Origin of the sequence: Cognatundibacterium crateris (assembly GCF_010078235.1) — a bacterium.
GTDB lineage: Bacteria > Pseudomonadota > Gammaproteobacteria > Burkholderiales > Burkholderiaceae_D > Undibacterium > Undibacterium crateris.
Genome location: NZ_JAABOS010000008.1, coordinates 1 through 18,651, shown reverse-complemented (window position 1 = coordinate 18,651; position 18,651 = coordinate 1). Strand labels below are relative to the sequence as shown.

Below are 18,651 nucleotides of genomic sequence, written 5' to 3'. Positions count from 1 at the left end.
ATGAACAGGCGTTGTTTTTTTGGTTGATGCAGGCATGTTAGTCCTCACAATTTAGTCGCTCAATTACCTTGCGACAGAATGCTAAAACGAAGGGACAGACGGATAAAACAGATAATTCTTAACAGTAACACCATGCTTCCATGATCCTTATCATATCGTTGGTGATCAAAGTTTTAAGCTAAGTTTGCGTATCACTAAAACTGCGTGGTTTTTCTCTCTCAGACCTGGAACTTGATTGAAATTCCCTATTGGAAATTTCCTCTTGGAAAATCTATTATTCCCTTATGGAAACTAAATTGCAGCTTGGAGCGCTGGTTGACGGCGCAACAGACATTTGGTTTTCCTTCTTTTTCATCCGGGAATAAAAGGCAAACCATTATGAAAACCCAGACTTTAGCCATTACCTTCGCCACTGCTTTGAGTATGCTAGCTGCAGCTGGGGCAGCGTCAGCCCAAGATGGACGTATCGCTTTCAGTGGAGCAGTTACTACAGCGACATGTCACGTACAGGCAGCAGATATCAGTCAGGTCGTTTCCTATAATCAGTGTCACTCCTCCATCACACAAGTCAAGACGACAGCAGAAGTGTTGCCGACTGAGTCACACACTTTGCAAGCTGGCGGGATGAGCAAACTCAGTAATGAAGCAACTCAACTCATTTTGCGTTCTCATGTTTACCTACAGCGCGGCCAGGTACAATGGTCTGATTTCGCGGAAGTGCTGGATAAAAATCCTGGCTTGCAAGGAAAAATTCTGGTGACTACCGAATATCAATAACTAATGTTCAGTAAATAACGAAAAAGTAATCATAAAAAATGAGTAAATAATAGGCAACTGCAAGCTCTTACTTTAACTTTCTGGCGTAAGCCTGATTTGGAAAGTTTCAAATCAGGTTGTGCAGGCTTTCAAGGCCGGTCATGCAATTTTGCTGACCGGTCTTTTGCATTTTAATGTTGCTTTTTTCGACTACCAGCGTAGGAAAAATCCCGCTTGGATGGCACTGAGTTGAGTGCAGTTGAGTTTCGTTTGATGTGATAAGGGAAATTAAAATTCTGTTAGGAAATTATTCCATTTCTCATATGAAATTTTTAACAACGCTTAACATTTTCAGTTAAAAAATTTAACATTCAATGACATACCCTGTTTTCTTGACAACCTATACTTCGCGCACGGATTTCAAAAGTATGGCGTAGAAAGTAAGCGGCAATTTTGTGTATTAGTGGGGTAAGGAACATACGGTGCTATTTTGTTTATTTACCCTTTGCGTACGAATTGAAAAGTATGAAATCAAACGTCGCAGGCAAGATTGCCAATTCACCGGATTCACATCCCGCGTTTCACATACTTCTGATTTCGTGAGCTTATTTTTTATGATTCCCACTGAAAGAAAGGTATGTATAGTATGAAAATAAAATCTTCCTTATTGTCAGCAATGACCGCAGCAACGGTCAGTCTGTTCGCGCTCCTGCCAGGAACAGCGTCGGCAATCGACGGCACAATCAACATCACTGGCAAGGTAACCGCATCGACTTGTAATCTTAATGGTGCGACTTCTCCTTTAACGATTAACGTTGCCCTGCCTACGGTATCCACCGCGGCCTTGCCAAGTGCTGGCAGTGTCGCTGGTCGTACCCCTTTCTCCATCGCGCTGACAAATTGCTCTGCCTCGATGACGAAAGCGCAGACTTACTTTGAGCCTGGTCCAACCATTAACACGTCGACCAATAACCTGACCCTGCAAGGGGCAGGCGTGGCAGCAAACGTAGAATTACAATTGCTGAATGCAGATGCCAGCAAAATTTTGTTGGGCAATCCACTGGCAACCCAGAACAGCCAGATCGGAAATGTTAATTCCGGATCCGCTACCTTGAGTTACTTTGCTCAATACACTGCGACGGGTACTTCAGGTGCAGGTTCTGCCAATAGCAGTGTGACTTTCACGATGATTTATCAGTAATGTTGATAGTCCGGTGTATTGGTTTGAGTATGAAGCTGATACCCGGAAAGCGTGACTGTGGCACGGTGTGCCGCAGCCGCTAGAAGTATTCGGGTGGTCAAACCTGTTCCGCCACGCATGTACACAGATGAATATTGTCAATCTGAGGTACACATTTGATCTTATTCACAGATAGACATCATGAAATTTTCTATATCCCGATTTTCCATTCGGCTCATGCTTTTCTTGCTGGGATTGCAGAGTTTCTCGTCTGCTCAGGCAGGTATTGTGGTGGGTGCTACCCGGGTGATTTTTCGAGAGTCAGACCAGGAAGCCACAGTCAGGTTGAGCAATGAAGGCGAATATCCGGCCCTGGTCGAAGTGTGGATGGACAATGGGGATGCCACCGTGACGCCCGATAAAGTCACTACCCCATTTACGCTGACTCCACCAATCTTCCGTGTGGAGCCGCATCGTGGTCAGACCCTGCGTATGTTGTATTCGCGTGAGCCTTTGCCTCAGGATCGCGAATCAGTGTTTTGGTTAAATGTGTTGGAGATTCCACCTGCTCCCAAACAAATTGAGGGTCAGGAAAAAAATATGCTGCAGTTCGCTTTTCGGTCCCGAATTAAAGTGTTTTTCCGGCCCAAAGCACTGACAGCCAGTGGTGTGAAAGCGCCTGAGCAGTTGCGTTGGAAACTCCTGCCTGACAGTGCGAGCGGTTTGTGCATGTTGGAAGCCGATAATCCGACTGCGTTCCATATAACTATTAATGCGCTGGAATTGAATGTGGGTGGACAACGCATTCAAGGGGATACCGGCATGATTGCTCCATTTTCTCAGATGCGCTTCAGTATGAAAGGATTGAATTCCTGTAAGGCTGGAAACCCGGATTTGAGCTTTAGTATCATCAATGATTTTGGCGGCACAACTGTATTCCTCGGAGTGCTCCATGATTGATTATTCCGATCAGTCTGCACGAATGCGCAGACTGGCGGCGACGCACTTATGTCGACGCAATGTCATTATGGGGGCGGTGCTTGTACTGATACAGGGTGCTGCTTGTGCTGACACGGTACAAGCAGTTGCCGAATCCACTTCAGCGCCAGCTAAAGAGGAAAAAAAACAGTCTGGCCAGAATACGGAACAGACATTTAATCCTGCATTTTTGAGTGGAAGTAGCAAGGGACTGGATTTAAAACGATTTGAGCGAGGAAATGTCGTCTTGCCCGGCACATATCGGGTTGATGTGTTTATCAACGATCAATGGATGGGAATCAGTACCGTCGTGTTTCGTGCTCCAGATTCAGGCAACAGTGCGCATGCTTGCTACACGCGGGAATTGCTGTTGCGTGCGAATGTGAACTTTGAAAAGTTGCAAGCGGAAGCGATGAAACAATTGAGTGTGCCGTCCGCTTGCGTCAGTTTGCAGAGCTTGCTGCCAGATGCTGGCGAGCGTTTTGATAGTGCGGATCAGCGTCTGGAGATCACGATTCCACAAGCTGTGCAAAACCGCGTTCCCCGAGGTTATGTGAATCCGGAATTCTGGGACCTGGGTGTGACCGCAGCCAGTCTTAATTACACTCTTAATAGTTATCGTACGGAAGTACAAGGAGTTTCCCAAAGTAATACCTTCCTCGGATTAGATGCAGGTTTTAACTGGGATCGCTGGCGTTTTCGCCAGAGTTCTGCATTGATCTGGCAAAGTGGAGGGTCCAATGGCTCGCGTCATTCCTGGCAGCACATGGCCAGCTATGTGCAAACCAGTGTGCCAGGTTGGAATGCACAAGTGACCATCGGTGACAGCTATACGTCCAATGATTTGTTTGATGTGATTTCTATCCGTGGTATTCAGTTGGGTTCTGATGACCGCATGCTCCCCAGCTCCATGCGTGGGTATGCACCAGTGGTCAGAGGCGTTGCTGATAGTAATGCGAAAGTAACGATACGCCAGCGTGGCTATCTGATTTATGAAACCACGGTTTCTGCCGGTCCTTTTGAAATAAGGGATTTGTATGCGACCGGATATGGCGGTGATCTGCAAGTGACGGTTACAGAAGCAGATGGCAGACAGAGAATCTTCAGTGTGCCATATGCGAATGTGGCGCAATTATTGCGCCCCGGAGTCAGTCGTTTCAATATTGCAGCGGGACGCTTGCAACAACCAGGACTGATGGAATCTGTCAATGTCGTCCAGGCTACTTTACAGCATGGCCTTAATAGCCAAATGACGGTCTATGGAGGTATTGCTGCGACACCAGCCTACCATTCCGTTTTAGGCGGTGTTGCTATGAATACTGAGGTGGGCGCCGTGGGCTTGGATTTGACACAATCTCAAGCTGAAATTCCTGGCGCTGCAACACAAAATGGCAGCAGTCTGCGCATTTCATATAACCTGAGTTTGCCAAAGACAGACACTAATCTTGCCATTGCTGCTTATCGATATTCGACTAGCGGTTTTTTGAATTTGACCGATGCAGCATTGCTGCATGACAGTGCCAAACTTGGTTTGTTGCCTTCGCTGGATCGCAGTCGTAATCGATTTAGCATCTCGCTGAATCAGCGCCTGGGCAATCAATCCGGTACCCTGTACCTGATGGGAACAACTCAAAATTACTGGAATCGTTATGGCAACGATACCCAGTTTCAGGTCGGCTATAACAACCATATCGGACGCCTGAACTACAACCTGTCAGTCACTCGCAGTAAAGACGTTTTCTCAAATCAATATGTCAATCAGTTTTACCTTGGCTTTACTCTCCCATTGGATGATGAAAACGGCCATGCAAAAAATATCACCGCCAGTCTGACCTCCAGTCAACCTGAGGGGGGAACTGCCGCGCTCGCAAGCTTTAATGCCTCGGCTGGTGAGCAGAATGAATTCAGCTATGGTGCCAGCGTGTCTAATGACAGCAATGCGGGTAGTGCCGTGAACGCAATCGGGGAGTACCGGGGGCCTTACGCCCGAATGGCACTGAGTGCAGGTAAAGGACGCAATTATTCCCAGCAGTCGCTGAGCGCTGCCGGATCGATAGTGCTGCACGAAGGAGGGCTGCTGTTCGGCCAAAGTCTTGGTGAAACCATTGGTATCGTTGAGGCGCCTGGTGCCGCCGGTGCGGAAATTACGAATGCAAGCGGTGTCCGGCTTAATCAGCAAGGCAGGGCAATCGTCCCGTATATGACACCCTTCGTGAGGAACACTATCGAAGTGAGTCCGAAAGGTTTGCCGCTGGATGTGCAGTTCGAGTCTACTACGCAGGAAGTCGCTCCTTATGCTGGTGCTATCGTCAAGATGCGCTTTAAAACCAGTCTTCAACGCATGGCGATTATCCAGTCTGCATTGCCTGATGGCTCACCGATTCCTTTCGGTGCACAGGTGACTGACCATGCGCAGCAGGATGTGGGTATTGTTAGTCAGGGGGGGCGTATTTTTGCTCAGTTGCCGTCAGCACGCGGAACGCTTCGGGTTAGCTGGATGGCAGATGATCAGCCAGACGGTTGCACTTTGCAATATCAGGTGCCCGAAAAAAAATCCGGGTCAAATGCGGAGCAGGCATATGAAATTATCAGAACAATTTGTTTACCTAAAGCATCTACATTTGCGAAAGTGGCTGGCGATCAAACCACAGGAGTACAACCATGATGGGATACGACTTTGAATTGCAGTCAGATAAAACGGTACGGAAAATTGAGAACCGCTGCTTCCTGAAGGGGGCGTGCTCACGGTGGCTGAGCCACTTGCGTCAATTAGGTCTGCTGATGCTGCTGACTGCTTATTGTTTTATTGCCCATGCAAGCACCTCCTGCTCCATCATTTCGGCTCCGACCAGTTTCACTATGCCTGCTGTAGTGACTGTTCCAAGGGATGCCCCTGTCGGGACTTTGATCGGCACACCTGTCTCTCAAAATTACTCTTTTACCTGTACCACTACTGATAACTTTAGTCCGGGCAATCCAAGGCAGGCGTTTATTCAGTTCCGGACGGCTAGTCCTGCAGCATGGACTGCGCGTAGTGGTGGCGGGATAATTATTCCTACGAACCTCCCTGGCGTGGGCTTGCTGGTCAACGATACATTGGGAATTACGGCGCCTATGGGGAATGATTTCGCCTTTGTGGCCGCATCTGGGGCTGTTGCGACTAATGCTGTGACTTTTCAGTTCATTAAAACCGGGGCTGTGACACCTGGGGCAGTGGCAGCGAAAACAAATTTATTCCATTTTCAATGGGTCGTGCTGGGCCTGAATAACAGCACCAACTTCTCTCCAGATGTTTTTGTTAGCTTAAACGGAGGAACGACGGTCAATGTGATCGCTTGCAGTGTTTCTGCGGGCTCCGTCAATATGACGGTAAATATGCCAACCATTCCCGTATCGGCCCTGACTGGCCTGGGATCGGCCGCTGGCAACACAGCGTTTGCCCTGAGTCTTAATTGCCAATCCGGGTCGACTGTGAAGGTCACGATGAGTACTGCTAATCCGTCTGCGACCTTTGCCGGTGTTGTGCAGCCGACTACCGGAGCTGGCTTTGCCTCTGGTGTGGGAGTGCAGATACAGGATGGAGCTGGTGTTCCTGTTACCTTTGGATTGAAGGCGCCGGTTGGACTGTCTCCCAACGGTGTTTTAAGCATTCCTTACAGTGCCCGTTATTTTCAGACAGCTGCATCGGTTTCTGCGGGTAATGTGGCAGCGACGGTCACTTTTACTATGAACTACGAATAGGGTGTTGCGGTAAGCTGGCTGCTTGCTTGGCGATACGGATGACGAAGCTCTAATTTACTCAGCGATGCGAAGATAATCAGCCACCTGCATCTGTCCCTGTAGTGTGGATGTTGGTTGGTAAAAACAAAAACGCCCTTGATTGCTCAAGGGCGTTTTTTAATCCTGGCGGAGAAGGGGGGATTCGAACCCCCGGTAGGGATTAACCTACGCACGCTTTCCAGGCGTGTGACTTAAACCACTCATCCACCTCTCCAACATGCTTTTGCATTTCTGCATCAGCGAAGTCCGCTATTCTAGCAAAGACTTATAAAAGATGGAAGCCCCTTTCTGCGAATACATGAATTTAAGCGCCAACCCAAGGTAATCCGTGCTGACACCAGCCGCCGACACTCTTGCGGTGGCCTAGGGTATTTTTGTCTCCCTCGAATCCTTCAAGGATATCTAAGCACAGGGTGTAGCCATGCTCTGTTGCCAGCTTGGCAGCATGGCGCGAACGTACTCCTGAGCGGCAAAGAAACAGCAGCGGGGTCGCCTTATCCGGACAAATGTCAGCAAGCTGGGTCAGAAAGTCCGGGTTGGGGGTGCCTCCCGGGTACAGGCTCCATTGCACAGCGTGGTGCTGGGTTTCCGCGAGCACTACCCGCCCGACCCAGTCGCGCTCAGCATTGGTTCTGACATCGATCAGGATGGCCTTATCCTGCTGCTGGAGCAAGGCGTATGCTTCTGTCGGCGTCAGCGCTCCGGCATAGGGCAGGCTGCTCTCTATTGCGCGCTGTCTGGCCAGCGCAATCAGACTTGTTTCTGACATCATCGTTTCCATTCGGGGATAAGATGCTGATCTGATACCTGCACTGTTACTGAGCTCTGAGTTACCCTCAGGCAGTGCAATCAGACAGCAAGCGGTGTTTTGTGTGGAATATCGAGTGTAGCAGATGGCTTTCCGAATAAATATCCCTGGAAGGTATGACAATCCTGACTTTGCAAAAATGTGCGCTGCGCTTCGGTTTCCACGCCCTCGGCAATTACGGCCAGTCCCAGACTTTTTCCAAGTCCGATAATGGTGCGTGTGATCGCGGCATCGTTAGGATTAATCAGAATATCGCGCACAAAAGACTGGTCAATTTTTAGCTGATCCAAAGGTAACTTCTTTAAGTAGGTCAGGGAGGAATAACCTGTGCCAAAGTCATCCAGCGAAAAGCAAACACCATGCGATTTCAATAGCTGCATTTTGGCGATGATTTCTTCTACATTGTCGACCAGTACCGATTCTGTGAGTTCGATTTTGAGTTTTCTTGGGTCAGCAGCGCTGGAGTTGAGTGCATTCAGAACAACATCGACAAAATCAGGCTGGCGGAATTGTTTGGCGCTGACGTTAACTGCCAACGTCATATGCGCACTGGCGGCTTGGATTGACCAGGATTTCAATTGTAAGCAAGCCTCTTGTATCACCCAGTTTCCGAGCGGGATAATTAAGCCTGATTCTTCGGCTAAAGGGATAAACTCAGCAGGAGAGATCATGCCTTTTTCCGGGTGTCGCCAACGTATTAGTGCTTCCGCACCTATCCATTTTCCTGCACTGTTAACTTGTGGCTGGTAAAACAGGGTGAATTGCCGCTCGCTGATACCTGTGCGTATATCGTTTTCCATCGCGGCCCGGGCGGCGATGATATTGAGCATATCGGGATTGAAGAAGCAGAAATGATCGCCGCCTTCCGCTTTGGCTTCATACATGGCAACTTCCACTTGTTTTAGCATGTTTTCAGCACAGGTTTCGCTAGTGCCAAACAGGTCTATGCCTATGCTTGCCGTGGTATGAAAGGGTTGGCCATCGAGGTCGAACGGGCGTTTGATGTCTTCCAGTATGCCAGAGGCAAATGACCTGACTTCAATGGCTGTATCGCGCAGATTCTCACTGAGGTCTTCCAGAATGATGATGAATTCATCGCCGCCTATGCGGGCCAGTGTATCGCCTTTTCCTGTGCGGACTTGCAGTCGCTTCGCAATTTGCTGCAGCAATAAATCGCCTTTTCCATGACCCGAAGTATCATTAATCGTTTTGAAATTATCCAGATCTAAAAACAGGATTGCGCCGTAACGATGGCTGCGTGCATTGCTGACTAGCGCATGTTGCAGTCTGTCCAGTAGCAGGCGGCGGTTGGCGAGCCCTGTCAGCGGATCGTGGTAGGCCAGATGTTCCAGTTTGGCTTCAGTCGCTTTTCTTTGTGTAATGTCGAGCATGGTGCCAACATAATTGACGATGCCGCCGTCTGCAGACCGTATGGCGGTAATAGTCAGCCATTCCGGGTAAATTTCACCATTCTTGCGCCGGTTCCATATTTCCCCCTGCCATAGTCCCTGGGTTTCCAGTTGCTCAGCCATATCGGCATAGTAAGCGGGGCCATGTATGCCGGATTTCAATAAGCTGGTGGTTTTTCCCAGCACCTCGTCCCGCTCATAGCCGGTAATACGGGTGAAGGCTTGATTGATGCGTAAGATGTTTCTGTGCTGATCGGTGATGACAATGCCTTCCTGTCCTTCAAAGGCAATCGCAGCGATCCTTAAATCATTTTCAATTTTTTTGCGCTCGGTTATATCCTGAACAGTCCCTATGCAGCGCATTGCATCAGTGATCGGGTCGTGATCGTGTTCAATCTGGGAATGTACCCATTTGAGTTGATCGCCTAGCTGCAATCTGTATTCCACCGATGCGGCATGTCCTTGTCTGGCTTGCTGCCAGCCGGCAAGTGCGATAGCACGATCTTCGGGATGTATCTGCGCCAGGACAGATTCGCAGGAAATTGTGGTTCTCTGGCCTATACTCCAAATGCGAAAGGCCTGTTCCGTACCACGGATTTCCATGGTGCTCAGGTCGGCAATCCAGCTCCCGGTCTGCGATATGGATTGCGCGCGTTGTAAATCTTTTTCCCGCGCCACCAACTCGCCTGTGCGCAAACTCACCAGTTTGCGCAAGCCTTTTTTTTGTTCACGTGCTGATAGCAATAAATGTGTCATGACCGCCAGCATTGCGCTTAATAGCAGTGCTATTCCAAACTTCAAAGGAGGAGCATAGGCCAACCCCTTAACGCTGCTGATGTTGACGTCTAAGATCCAGGTTGTATTAGGTAAACTAAAGCTGTGACGCACACTGCCTTTGTCTGAAAAGTGTGCACTTTGATCAATTATCTGCTTGTTGCCGGTTTCCGGATGTATGCGCCAAAGTTCATATTGATGCCCGCGTTTAGCCAGCTCCGGAAGCTCGGCGTCATTCAGAATTTGTGGTAGCGGAATGACCACAGAGACGATGCCCCAAAGTGTTTCCTTACCGCTTGCGTCGCTCAAGTAAATCGGTAGTCTGCCAACGACACCAGCCCCACCGCGTTTCAGCTCTAAGGGCCCAGCCAGGCTCAGTTGCTTACTCTGGATAGCCAGCAAAGCCTCTGTTTTGCGCGAATTGTCGTGTATGAGGTCTATGCCTAGACCCACGCTGCTCAGGCTTGCTGGTACGACAAGTTGTGTGATGCCACCAGGTGCCAGGTAAATCGCGTTAATGCCGGGGTGGTATTCCAGAAGTTGTTCGGCAAATTGTGCAAAGCCTTCCGTTCTTCCCTGGTTCTGCTGGATAAAAGCGCCGACTGCATAACAGGCTGACAGCGCATGGGCGAGTTTGTGCTCCAGTGTGTGGGCTTGCATTAGTGCGAGCTCTGAGGCTTGGTTGTGTTGCTCCCTTTGCTCAGCCTGTTCGAGTTTGCTGATGATAGTTATGCTGCATGTCATCGCCATACAGAATGCCAATGCTGCCCAGATTCTGGAATTGGTTCGCTTGATATGGGAGGAAATGGACATTGATATGAAAAGATCAGAAGAAAATAGTAAATTGTTTCTTTTTGGAAAGTATATGCGACAATTGAAGCTTGATGCAATTTTTGCAGCACAGCCAGGAAAATGAGACTCAATCTTATTTGCAAGTCGATTACTACTGTGTGATACAAATCAAGCAGAACGGCGTTGCATGCACTATTCTGAGCACGAATTTAAATAAAGATAATCGAGCGTCAAGAAATTGCACCACAAAGATGCTTCAAATCGAATGCGCCTTTGCGTTGCGCTAATTTGGTGCGAAATATTTTTTTTGCAGTGTTTTGGTGCGTTGCTGATTTTGCGCTATATTGGTTTTCTACGAATGCTTATGCAAAAAATCATTAAAAACAGTTGTTTAGGCAGTTGTTGCTTGATGTCTGGGTTTTTAATTGGGGTGGCATAGATTCTGCTAATAAGACGTATGAGTTTAAGCGCCGCAGTTTGAATACGTAAGTCAAGAAGACAGTTTGGCGGGTTTTCTACTGTGCACAGGCAGGACACTCGGCAATTTCCGAATTTTTTTTGCTCTATTTGAGGAGTTTCACATGGCAATGACAGCAGCAGAAGTCTTGAAAATGGCGAAAGACAACGAAGTAAAGTTCGTTGACTTCCGTTTTGCTGACACACGAGGCAAAGAACAGCACGTAACTGTTCCCGTTTCCCAGTTTGATATGGATAAGTTTGAGTCCGGTCATGCATTTGACGGCTCATCCATCGCAGGTTGGAAAGGTATTGAAGCTTCTGACATGTTGTTGATGCCTGATCCAAACACTGCAAATATCGATCCGTTCATGGAAGAAACCACATTGTTCATGCAATGTGACGTCATCGAGCCTTCCGATGGTAAGGGTTATGACCGCGATCCGCGTTCCATCGCCAAGCGCGCAGAAGCCTATCTGAAATCTTCCGGTATCGGTGATACAGCTTACTTTGGTCCTGAGCCAGAATTCTTCATTTTTGATGGCGTACGCTGGAACGTCGATATGTCTGGTTGCTTCGTGAAGATTGATTCCGAAGAAGCGTCCTGGTCGACTGGTGCCAAGCTCGAAGGCGGCAACTCCGGCCACCGTCCTGCAGTTAAAGGCGGCTATTTCCCGGTTCCTCCGGTCGACAGTTTCCAGGATATGCGCTCTGAAATGTGCCTGATCCTTGAATCTTTGGGTATTCCTGTAGAAGTGCATCACCACGAAGTAGCTGGCGCTGGTCAGAACGAGATCGGCACCAAGTTCTCTACACTGGTTGAACGTGCTGACTGGACACAGAATCTGAAATACGTAGTCTGGAACGTGGCTCACACTTACGGCAAAACAGCGACGTTTATGCCTAAGCCTATCGTTGGTGACAACGGTTCCGGTATGCACGTACATCAATCCATCTGGAAAGATGGCAAGAATCTGTTTGCTGGCGACGGTTATGCAGGTTTGTCTGACTTCGCGCTGTACTACATCGGCGGTATCATCAAGCATGCAAAAGCGCTCAACGCGATTACCAATCCGGGTACGAACTCCTACAAACGTCTGGTTCCAGGCTTTGAGGCTCCGGTAAAACTGGCTTATTCTGCGCGTAACCGTTCTGCTTCTATCCGTATTCCTTACGTGGCAAATCCAAAAGGCCGTCGCGTGGAAGCACGCTTCCCAGATCCACTGGCGAATCCATATCTGTGCTTCTCCGCACTGATGATGGCGGGTCTGGACGGTGTTCAGAACAAGATACACCCAGGTGAAGCAGCGACTAAAGATCTCTACCATCTGCCGCCTGAGGAAGATGCACTGATCCCTACAGTTTGCTCTTCTTTGGAAGAAGCGCTGGATGCACTGAACAAAGATCGTGAATTCCTGACACGTGGTGGCGTATTTAGTGACAGCATGATCGATGCCTACATTGATCTGAAAATGCAGGAAGTTCAACGCTTCCGCATGACTACCCACCCGGTAGAGTTCGATATGTACTATTCCCTGTAATTTTCAGGGCAAAAAAAGCGGGGCTAGCCCCGCTTTTTTCTTTGTTACGACTGGTAACGGCTGGTAACGTCTGATTGTGAACTGCCCCCGCTTCGCATACACTAAGAGCCTGTTTTTGACTTTTGAATGATTATGAAGCGACTTTTGATTGGTTTGATCTCTACGATTGCCTTCCATGGGCTGGCCCTTGCGCAGACCGAGGTATTCCTGTGTGTGGATGAGAACGGCAAGAAAGAGTACAAAAATACCGGGACAACTAAGGGTTGTAAGAAAGTGGAGCTACCTGGTATTACCATGGTGCCCGCACCTGTTTTGCCGCCTGCCCCGAAAAAAGCGCAGGCTAAATCCGCATCCAGTCCGGCTGATTTCCCTAAAGTAGATGAGGGTACGCAGAAAAGCCGTGATGCTGACAGAAAGCAGATACTCAGCGATGAATTGAAAACCGAAGAGCAGAAGCTGGCAGAGTTGAAAAAAGAGTTTAATAACGGTGAGCCTGAACGGCGTGGCGATGAGCGTAACTACGCCAAATATCTGGAGCGCACCGCGATGATGAAAGATAACATCGCGCGTACAGAAAAAAATGTCGAAGCATTGCGTCGTGAGATTGCTAACCTCAAGTAAAGAGAGCGACTGGCCTGCATGTGGGCACGATGTTTGCGTAAGAAGGTCGCGGTAGGCGACCTTTTTTTATGGATACTGGTTTGATGACACCTTCTTTTTTTTCCGGTCTGGATTTGCTGACTTCCGCGGTCATTGTGTTGGATGACGCGTGTGCCGTGGTGTACGCGAATGCCGCTGCTGAAAATTTACTGGAAAGCTCGGCGCGCTCTCTGGTCAATCAGAAGCTCAACGATTTGTTTTTGAATGCTGATGATCTGCTTCAGGTGTTTCATCAGGCGGTCGAACATCAGTTTGCAGACAAGCGTCAGGACTTAACGCTGCAGCGTTCTGGACGTGAACCTCTGCATGTGCACAGTATTGTGACCGCACTGGATAACCCAGACATGCCAGTGTTGATCGAGTTAAGAGAAAATGTGCAGCAACTCAAGCTGGATCGTGAAGAGCGCATGCTGGATCAAAGTCAGGCCAATAAAGAGCTGATTCGTAATCTGGCGCATGAAATCAAAAATCCACTCGGTGGAATTCGTGGCGCAGCGCAGCTGTTGGAGCTTGAGCTGCCTGAGCGCCAACTGCGTGAATTGCGGGAATATACCCAGGTCATCATCAAAGAGGCAGACCGCTTGCAGACCTTGGTTGATCGCTTACTGGCACCTCACCGCCATCCGCACATCGTTGGCGACGTGAATATTCATGAAGTATGTGAACGGGTGCGCAGTCTGATTGTGGCTGAGTTCCCGCAAGGACTGTCGATACAGCGCGATTACGATTTATCGATTCCTGAGTTCCGCGGCGATAAGGAGCAATTGATACAGTCGGTGCTGAATATTGCGCATAACGCGGCGCAGGCCTTGTCAGATCGCATCATCCAGGGCGATGCAGTGCTTACTTTCAAAACTCGCGTTGTGCGTCAAATCACTTTGGCCAAGGTGCGTTACAGGCTGGCATTAGATTTGCATATCATTGATAACGGCCCTGGCATTCCCGCTGAAATACGTAACCGGATTTTTTATCCACTGGTCTCTGGCAGAGAGGGTGGCAGCGGCTTGGGGCTAACGCTGGCGCAGACTTTTGTGGCTCAGCATATGGGTACGATTGAATGCGAGAGTCGTCCGGGTTGTACGGATTTCAGAATACTGATTCCTTTACCCTGATGAGAAATACTTACGCCACGCTGTGTTAAACCGAACATAAAACTGAAAAGAAAAATATGAAGCCAATCTGGATAGTGGATGATGATGAGTCGATTCGTTGGGTGCTGGAAAAGGCGCTGGCCCGCGAAAGCCTGACGACGCGTAGCTTTACGAATGCGCGGGATGCGATGACAGCCTTACAAACTGAAGCGCCGCAGGTTTTGGTATCCGATATCCGTATGCACGGTGCATCGGGGCTGGAGTTGCTGCAGGTGGTCAAGGCTAAGCATCCTGGATTGCCAGTGATTATTATGACCGCCTTCTCTGATCTTGATTCCGCGGTCGCCGCGTTTCAAGGTGGTGCGTTCGAATATCTGGCTAAGCCATTTGATTTGGATAAAGCGGTTGAATTGATACGCCGTGCACTTGATGAAAGTCTGCGTGAGTCCAGCGTCGAGCAGACCATTTCCGAAACGCCGGAAATTCTGGGTCAGGCACCTGCAATGCAGGATGTTTTCCGCGCGATAGGACGCTTGTCGCAATCCAATGTAACAGTCTTGATTACTGGTGAATCGGGTAGTGGTAAAGAACTGGTTGCGCGGGCATTGCATAAACATAGTCCACGCGCATCCCAGCCATTTATTGCGCTGAATACGGCAGCGATACCAAAAGATTTGCTGGAGTCTGAATTGTTTGGGCATGAAAGAGGTGCCTTCACCGGAGCGCAAACCACGCGGCGCGGGCGTTTTGAGCAGGCGGAGGGGGGCACTTTATTCCTGGATGAAATCGGAGATATGCCTTTCGATTTGCAGACGCGTCTGCTACGGGTATTGTCGGACGGACATTTTTACCGTGTCGGCGGACATCAGCCGCTAAAAGCGAATGTCAGAGTAATTGCAGCTACGCACCAGAATCTTGAAACGCGCGTCAAAGAGGGCTTGTTTCGTGAAGACCTTTATCACCGCCTGAATGTCATCAGGCTCAGGCTGCCTAGTTTGCGTGAGCGACGCGAAGATATTCCTTTGCTCGCAAAATTTTTTCTGGCACAAAGCGCCAAGCAACTGGGTGTTGAGGTGAAGCGCTTATCGGAACCGGCTGTGCAGTACTTGTCTACGCTGGATTTCCCGGGCAATGTGCGCCAATTGGAAAATCTGTGCAACTGGATTACTGTGATGGCACCAGGGCAGACTGTGGAAATTCCAGACTTGCCGCAGGATTTGACATCTACTGCTCAGGTAACAGTTTCAGCACCATTAAATGGCGAAGCGCGGCTTGCTAATGACGTCATAGGCAATTCAATGGGCGCAGCTGTCACTGAGATGGCTCACCATAGCTGGCATGATTTGCTTGAGACAGAAGCTGCTTCCTTGCTGGCAGCTGCTGAACCAGAAGTAATCGTCAAGCTGGGCAAAGAGTTTGAGGCGATTGTCATTCGTGCTGCACTCAAATACACGCATGGCCGCAAAAATGATGCGGCAGTCAGGTTGGGTATAGGACGCAATACGATTACCCGGAAAATTCAGGAATTGGGTATTGTTGGAGCGAAAGAAGACTAGATATTTTCTTTGGGTAATTGCAACGATCGTTGTTTCGCTGAGAAAATAGTTTTCTTTAGCGCAAATATCAGAGTATGATTTTTGATAGCGAGTAGCGCTATTTGTCAGAAAAGGCGATTTGTCATGTGAAATGACGATCAAGATGCAGGTCTAGGCAACACGGCCGCCAACATCCCAGGAGATGCCCATGAAACTCGATGCTCTGTTTCAACAACAAAATGCCTTACCCTCCATTCCTAAAGTTGTCCAGGAAGTGATAGACAGCTTTAATAATGACAGCGTCTCGATTGACGAGATCGCCCGTAAGCTGTCTGCTGATCAGGTACTCAGTGCCAAACTGCTGCGCCTGGCAAATTCCTCGTACTACCATGCATCACGTACCGTAGGAAGTGTCGATGATGCGGTGCTCATGCTGGGCTTTATGACGGTGCGCACATTGGTCGTCAGCTCAGGCCTGACCGGTGGATTTAAGGCAATGCCGGGTGTTGATTTGAAGCAGTTTTGGCGTTACAGCCTGAATACTGCAGTGGCTGCGAAATGGATTGCCAAGCAGGCACATGGGAATTCAGATTTTGCATTTACCGTGGGGTTGATGCATGCCATTGGGCAGTTGGTGATGCATGCAGGTATGCCAGAACAGACTTTGCAGATTGATAAAATCGCAGGCCCGCTGGATGCGCGCCGCACCGATGTCGAGATGAATTCTTTCGGCTATGATTTCTATGATGTGGGTGCAGAGCTTGCCAAACGCTGGCGCTTTCCGGAAACCTTTGCGATTGCGATTAAGGCCTGCGCTGAACCTTTGCAGCATGAGCCATTTGAACCGGTTGCTGCCATCGTGCATCTGGCTGCATGGCGTGCGCGTGCAGACGAGGCTAAATTTTCTGCGGATGAGCTGGCGGCGACTTTCCCGGCCGCTGTCGCAAAAAAACTGGGCTTAAAAGAAGAGTTATTTCTTGAAGAAATGCCTCCTATCGCGGAATTGAGTGAGGGCTTGCAGGATTTGATTGCTTAGCCAACTCTGCTGCAGGATTCCTTTTTACGTAGGTATAAAAAACGAGTGTCAGCTAACACTCGTTTTTTTATTTTCCTTATTTGCCTTCGATATGAAGAGCAACCGCTTCTGCCACGCGTATGCCATCTACGCCTGCCGACAAGATGCCCCCGGCATAGCCAGCCCCTTCACCGGCAGGATATAGGCCCTTGGTGTTCAGGCTGCACAGACTGTGATCGTCGCGTTTGATGCGAATTGGAGATGAAGTTCTTGTTTCTACGCCAGTCAGCAAACCATCTCGCATCGCAAAACCTTTAATTTTTTTATCGAATGCCGGAATCGCTTCGCGCATGGCCGTGATCGCAAATTCTGGTAATGCCAGATGCAGATCACCCAATTCTATACCTGGTTTGTAGGAGGGGACTACTGAGCCCAATGCGGTGGATGGCTTGCCTGCAATGAAGTCTCCGATTAATTGACCTGGTGCGCTGTAATTGCTGCCGCCAAGTTCAAATGCTCTTGATTCCAGCTGACGCTGAAAGTCTATGCCTGCCAGCGGGTGTCCAGGATAATCTGCAGGCGTAATACCGACCACAATCGCGCTATTAGCATTGCGTTCATTGCGTGAGTATTGACTCATGCCATTGGTCACAACGCGACCTGGTTCTGAGGTTGCAGCTACCACGGTGCCGCCTGGGCACATGCAGAAACTATAGACAGAGCGTCCATTTTTCGCATGATGTACTAATTTATAGTCCGCTGCACCCAGGATTTTATTGCCTGCATTCGGACCAAAGCGCGCCTGGTCAATCACCGATTGCGGGTGTTCAATTCGGAAGCCGACTGAAAAAGGTTTGGCCTCAACGTAGACGCCACGGTCGTAAATCATCTGGAAGGTATCGCGCGCACTATGTCCAATGGCGAGTACCACGTGCCTGGTTGGCAGGTATTCATTATCATTAATATGCAGGCCGCGAACTTCGTGGTTCTGGATGTCGATATCGGTCACGCGTTGCTGGAATCGGATTTCGCCCCCCAGTTCCTCTATGCGATGACGCATCTGCTCTATCATTTTAACCAGCCGGAAGGTGCCGATGTGCGGTTTGCTCACATACAGAATCTCTTCAGGCGCGCCAGCTTTGACGAATTCAGTCAACACCTTGCGACCATAATGCTTGGGATCTTTAATTTGGCTATATAGCTTACCATCTGAAAAAGTGCCGGCGCCGCCTTCGCCAAACTGTACGTTAGATTCCGGTTGCAATTCACGTTTCCGCCATAGTCCCCAGGTGTCTTTCGTACGCTCACGAACTGTCTTGCCACGTTCCAGGACGATAGGGCGATAGCCCATTTCCGCCAGTATGAATGCAGCAAATAAGCCACATGGGCCGAAGCCGATAACTACAGGTCTTTCAAACGATGTTTTTCCTGCGTGCGCCACAAACTGATAGCTGGTGTCGGGTGTCGCCGAAATCTTTGGATGATCTTTGCAGCGGTTTAGCGCAGCCTTGTTATCGACCGTCTCAACATCAATTGTATATATCAGTAAGATGGCCGTTTTTTTTCTCGCGTCGTAACTGCGTTTAAAAATGCTGTAACTAGTCATCTCACTTGAAGATATTTTTAACTGCGCCAATATCGCATTAGTTAAGTCAGCTTCGGTGTGATCAAGTGGGAGCGATAGGTCGGTAATGCGTAACATAGTGGTGATCCAAAAAGCCTCCGTGCCGGACGGAAGTGGAAAATCTGAAAAGCAGTATTCTACCGTTTGGTTGCGTGCTTGAGGGAAATGCGCATAGACGCCACCTATTTTGAAGTGGATGAACTTTTTCGGTTTGCAGAAATTATTTGAACGAAGGGCTTGCAAAGAGGCATC

14 protein-coding genes and 1 tRNA gene are annotated in these 18,651 nt (G+C 49.0%); 11 read left to right on the top strand and 4 right to left on the bottom strand.

The genetic code is table 11. The features are described 5' to 3' along the window. Positions 1-231: 231 nt before the first annotated feature. The 5 genes from EYB48_RS14575 (at position 232) to EYB48_RS14555 (ending at position 6,655) form a co-directional block, all read left to right on the top strand. Positions 232-777 carry a hypothetical protein gene (locus tag EYB48_RS14575; protein ID WP_162021107.1) on the top strand — a complete coding sequence of 182 codons (546 nt, stop codon included), beginning with the start codon at positions 232-234 and terminating at the stop codon, positions 775-777. A 625-nt stretch (positions 778-1,402) separates the two neighbouring features. Further along, entirely contained in the window at positions 1,403-1,957 is a 555-nt protein-coding gene (locus tag EYB48_RS14570; RefSeq protein WP_235935173.1) for a fimbrial protein, read from the top strand. A 180-nt stretch (positions 1,958-2,137) separates the two neighbouring features. After that, entirely contained in the window at positions 2,138-2,896 is a 759-nt protein-coding gene (locus tag EYB48_RS14565) for a fimbrial biogenesis chaperone (RefSeq protein ID WP_162021106.1), read from the top strand. Further along, complete coding sequence (locus tag EYB48_RS14560) at positions 2,889-5,579, top strand: fimbria/pilus outer membrane usher protein (RefSeq protein WP_162021105.1); 2,691 nt, start codon at positions 2,889-2,891, stop codon at positions 5,577-5,579. The genes EYB48_RS14565 and EYB48_RS14560 overlap by 8 nt, the downstream gene beginning before the upstream one ends. Continuing rightward, positions 5,576-6,655 carry a fimbrial protein gene (locus tag EYB48_RS14555; RefSeq protein ID WP_162021104.1) on the top strand — a complete coding sequence of 360 codons (1,080 nt, stop codon included), beginning with the start codon at positions 5,576-5,578 and terminating at the stop codon, positions 6,653-6,655. The genes EYB48_RS14560 and EYB48_RS14555 overlap by 4 nt, the downstream gene beginning before the upstream one ends. A 163-nt stretch (positions 6,656-6,818) precedes the next feature. On the opposite strand, the gene EYB48_RS14550 is transcribed toward EYB48_RS14555, so the two are convergent. The 3 genes from EYB48_RS14550 to EYB48_RS14540 form a co-directional block, all read right to left on the bottom strand. Further along, positions 6,819-6,908 (bottom strand) — tRNA-Ser (locus EYB48_RS14550). Between the two features lie 90 nt (positions 6,909-6,998). After that, complete coding sequence (locus EYB48_RS14545) at positions 6,999-7,463, bottom strand: rhodanese-like domain-containing protein (protein ID WP_162021275.1); 465 nt, start codon at positions 7,461-7,463, stop codon at positions 6,999-7,001. Positions 7,464-7,543: 80 nt separating this feature from the next. Continuing rightward, a complete protein-coding gene (locus tag EYB48_RS14540) occupies positions 7,544-10,345 on the bottom strand; it encodes a bifunctional diguanylate cyclase/phosphodiesterase (RefSeq protein ID WP_162021103.1) in 2,802 nt (933 codons plus the stop codon). Positions 10,346-10,406: 61 nt separating this feature from the next. On the opposite strand from EYB48_RS14540, the gene EYB48_RS14535 reads away from it, so the two are divergent. From EYB48_RS14535 to EYB48_RS14510, 6 genes are all read left to right on the top strand, one after another. Continuing rightward, positions 10,407-10,601: a hypothetical protein gene (locus EYB48_RS14535; RefSeq protein WP_162021102.1), complete on the top strand. Its 195-nt coding sequence runs from the start codon at positions 10,407-10,409 to the stop codon at positions 10,599-10,601. A 457-nt stretch (positions 10,602-11,058) separates the two neighbouring features. After that, the gene (gene glnA, locus EYB48_RS14530) at positions 11,059-12,474 is read left to right on the top strand and encodes a type I glutamate--ammonia ligase (RefSeq protein ID WP_162021101.1); all 1,416 of its coding nucleotides are present in this window, start codon (positions 11,059-11,061) and stop codon (positions 12,472-12,474) included. Between the two features lie 132 nt (positions 12,475-12,606). Next, positions 12,607-13,095: a DUF4124 domain-containing protein gene (locus tag EYB48_RS14525; protein ID WP_162021100.1), complete on the top strand. Its 489-nt coding sequence runs from the start codon at positions 12,607-12,609 to the stop codon at positions 13,093-13,095. A gap of 83 nt (positions 13,096-13,178) precedes the next feature. After that, positions 13,179-14,246, top strand: a complete 1,068-nt coding sequence (gene glnL, locus EYB48_RS14520; RefSeq protein ID WP_408058303.1) for a nitrogen regulation protein NR(II) — start codon at positions 13,179-13,181, stop codon at positions 14,244-14,246. A 56-nt stretch (positions 14,247-14,302) separates the two neighbouring features. Continuing rightward, entirely contained in the window at positions 14,303-15,781 is a 1,479-nt protein-coding gene (ntrC, locus tag EYB48_RS14515) for a nitrogen regulation protein NR(I) (RefSeq protein WP_162021098.1), read from the top strand. Between the two features lie 187 nt (positions 15,782-15,968). Further along, entirely contained in the window at positions 15,969-16,796 is an 828-nt protein-coding gene (locus EYB48_RS14510) for an HDOD domain-containing protein (protein ID WP_162021097.1), read from the top strand. Positions 16,797-16,872: 76 nt separating this feature from the next. Here the strand turns inward: EYB48_RS14510 and EYB48_RS14505 are convergent, their stop codons facing one another. Then, positions 16,873-18,477: an NAD(P)/FAD-dependent oxidoreductase gene (locus EYB48_RS14505; protein ID WP_162021096.1), complete on the bottom strand. Its 1,605-nt coding sequence runs from the start codon at positions 18,475-18,477 to the stop codon at positions 16,873-16,875. Positions 18,478-18,651: the final 174 nt, after the last annotated feature.

Coding starts and splice junctions, on each gene's coding strand:
- EYB48_RS14570 (WP_235935173.1), top strand. CDS start 1,403: ATGAAAATAAAATCTTCCTTATTGTCAGCAATGACCGCAGCAACGGTC.
- EYB48_RS14565 (WP_162021106.1), top strand. CDS start 2,138: ATGAAATTTTCTATATCCCGATTTTCCATTCGGCTCATGCTTTTCTTG.
- EYB48_RS14560 (WP_162021105.1), top strand. CDS start 2,889: ATGATTGATTATTCCGATCAGTCTGCACGAATGCGCAGACTGGCGGCG.
- EYB48_RS14555 (WP_162021104.1), top strand. CDS start 5,576: ATGATGGGATACGACTTTGAATTGCAGTCAGATAAAACGGTACGGAAA.
- EYB48_RS14545 (WP_162021275.1), bottom strand. CDS start 7,463: ATGTCAGAAACAAGTCTGATTGCGCTGGCCAGACAGCGCGCAATAGAG.
- EYB48_RS14540 (WP_162021103.1), bottom strand. CDS start 10,345: ATGCAAGCCCACACACTGGAGCACAAACTCGCCCATGCGCTGTCAGCC.
- EYB48_RS14535 (WP_162021102.1), top strand. CDS start 10,407: ATGATAGTTATGCTGCATGTCATCGCCATACAGAATGCCAATGCTGCC.
- glnA (WP_162021101.1), top strand. CDS start 11,059: ATGGCAATGACAGCAGCAGAAGTCTTGAAAATGGCGAAAGACAACGAA.
- EYB48_RS14525 (WP_162021100.1), top strand. CDS start 12,607: ATGAAGCGACTTTTGATTGGTTTGATCTCTACGATTGCCTTCCATGGG.
- glnL (WP_408058303.1), top strand. CDS start 13,179: ATGACACCTTCTTTTTTTTCCGGTCTGGATTTGCTGACTTCCGCGGTC.
- ntrC (WP_162021098.1), top strand. CDS start 14,303: ATGAAGCCAATCTGGATAGTGGATGATGATGAGTCGATTCGTTGGGTG.
- EYB48_RS14510 (WP_162021097.1), top strand. CDS start 15,969: ATGAAACTCGATGCTCTGTTTCAACAACAAAATGCCTTACCCTCCATT.
- EYB48_RS14505 (WP_162021096.1), bottom strand. CDS start 18,477: ATGTTACGCATTACCGACCTATCGCTCCCACTTGATCACACCGAAGCT.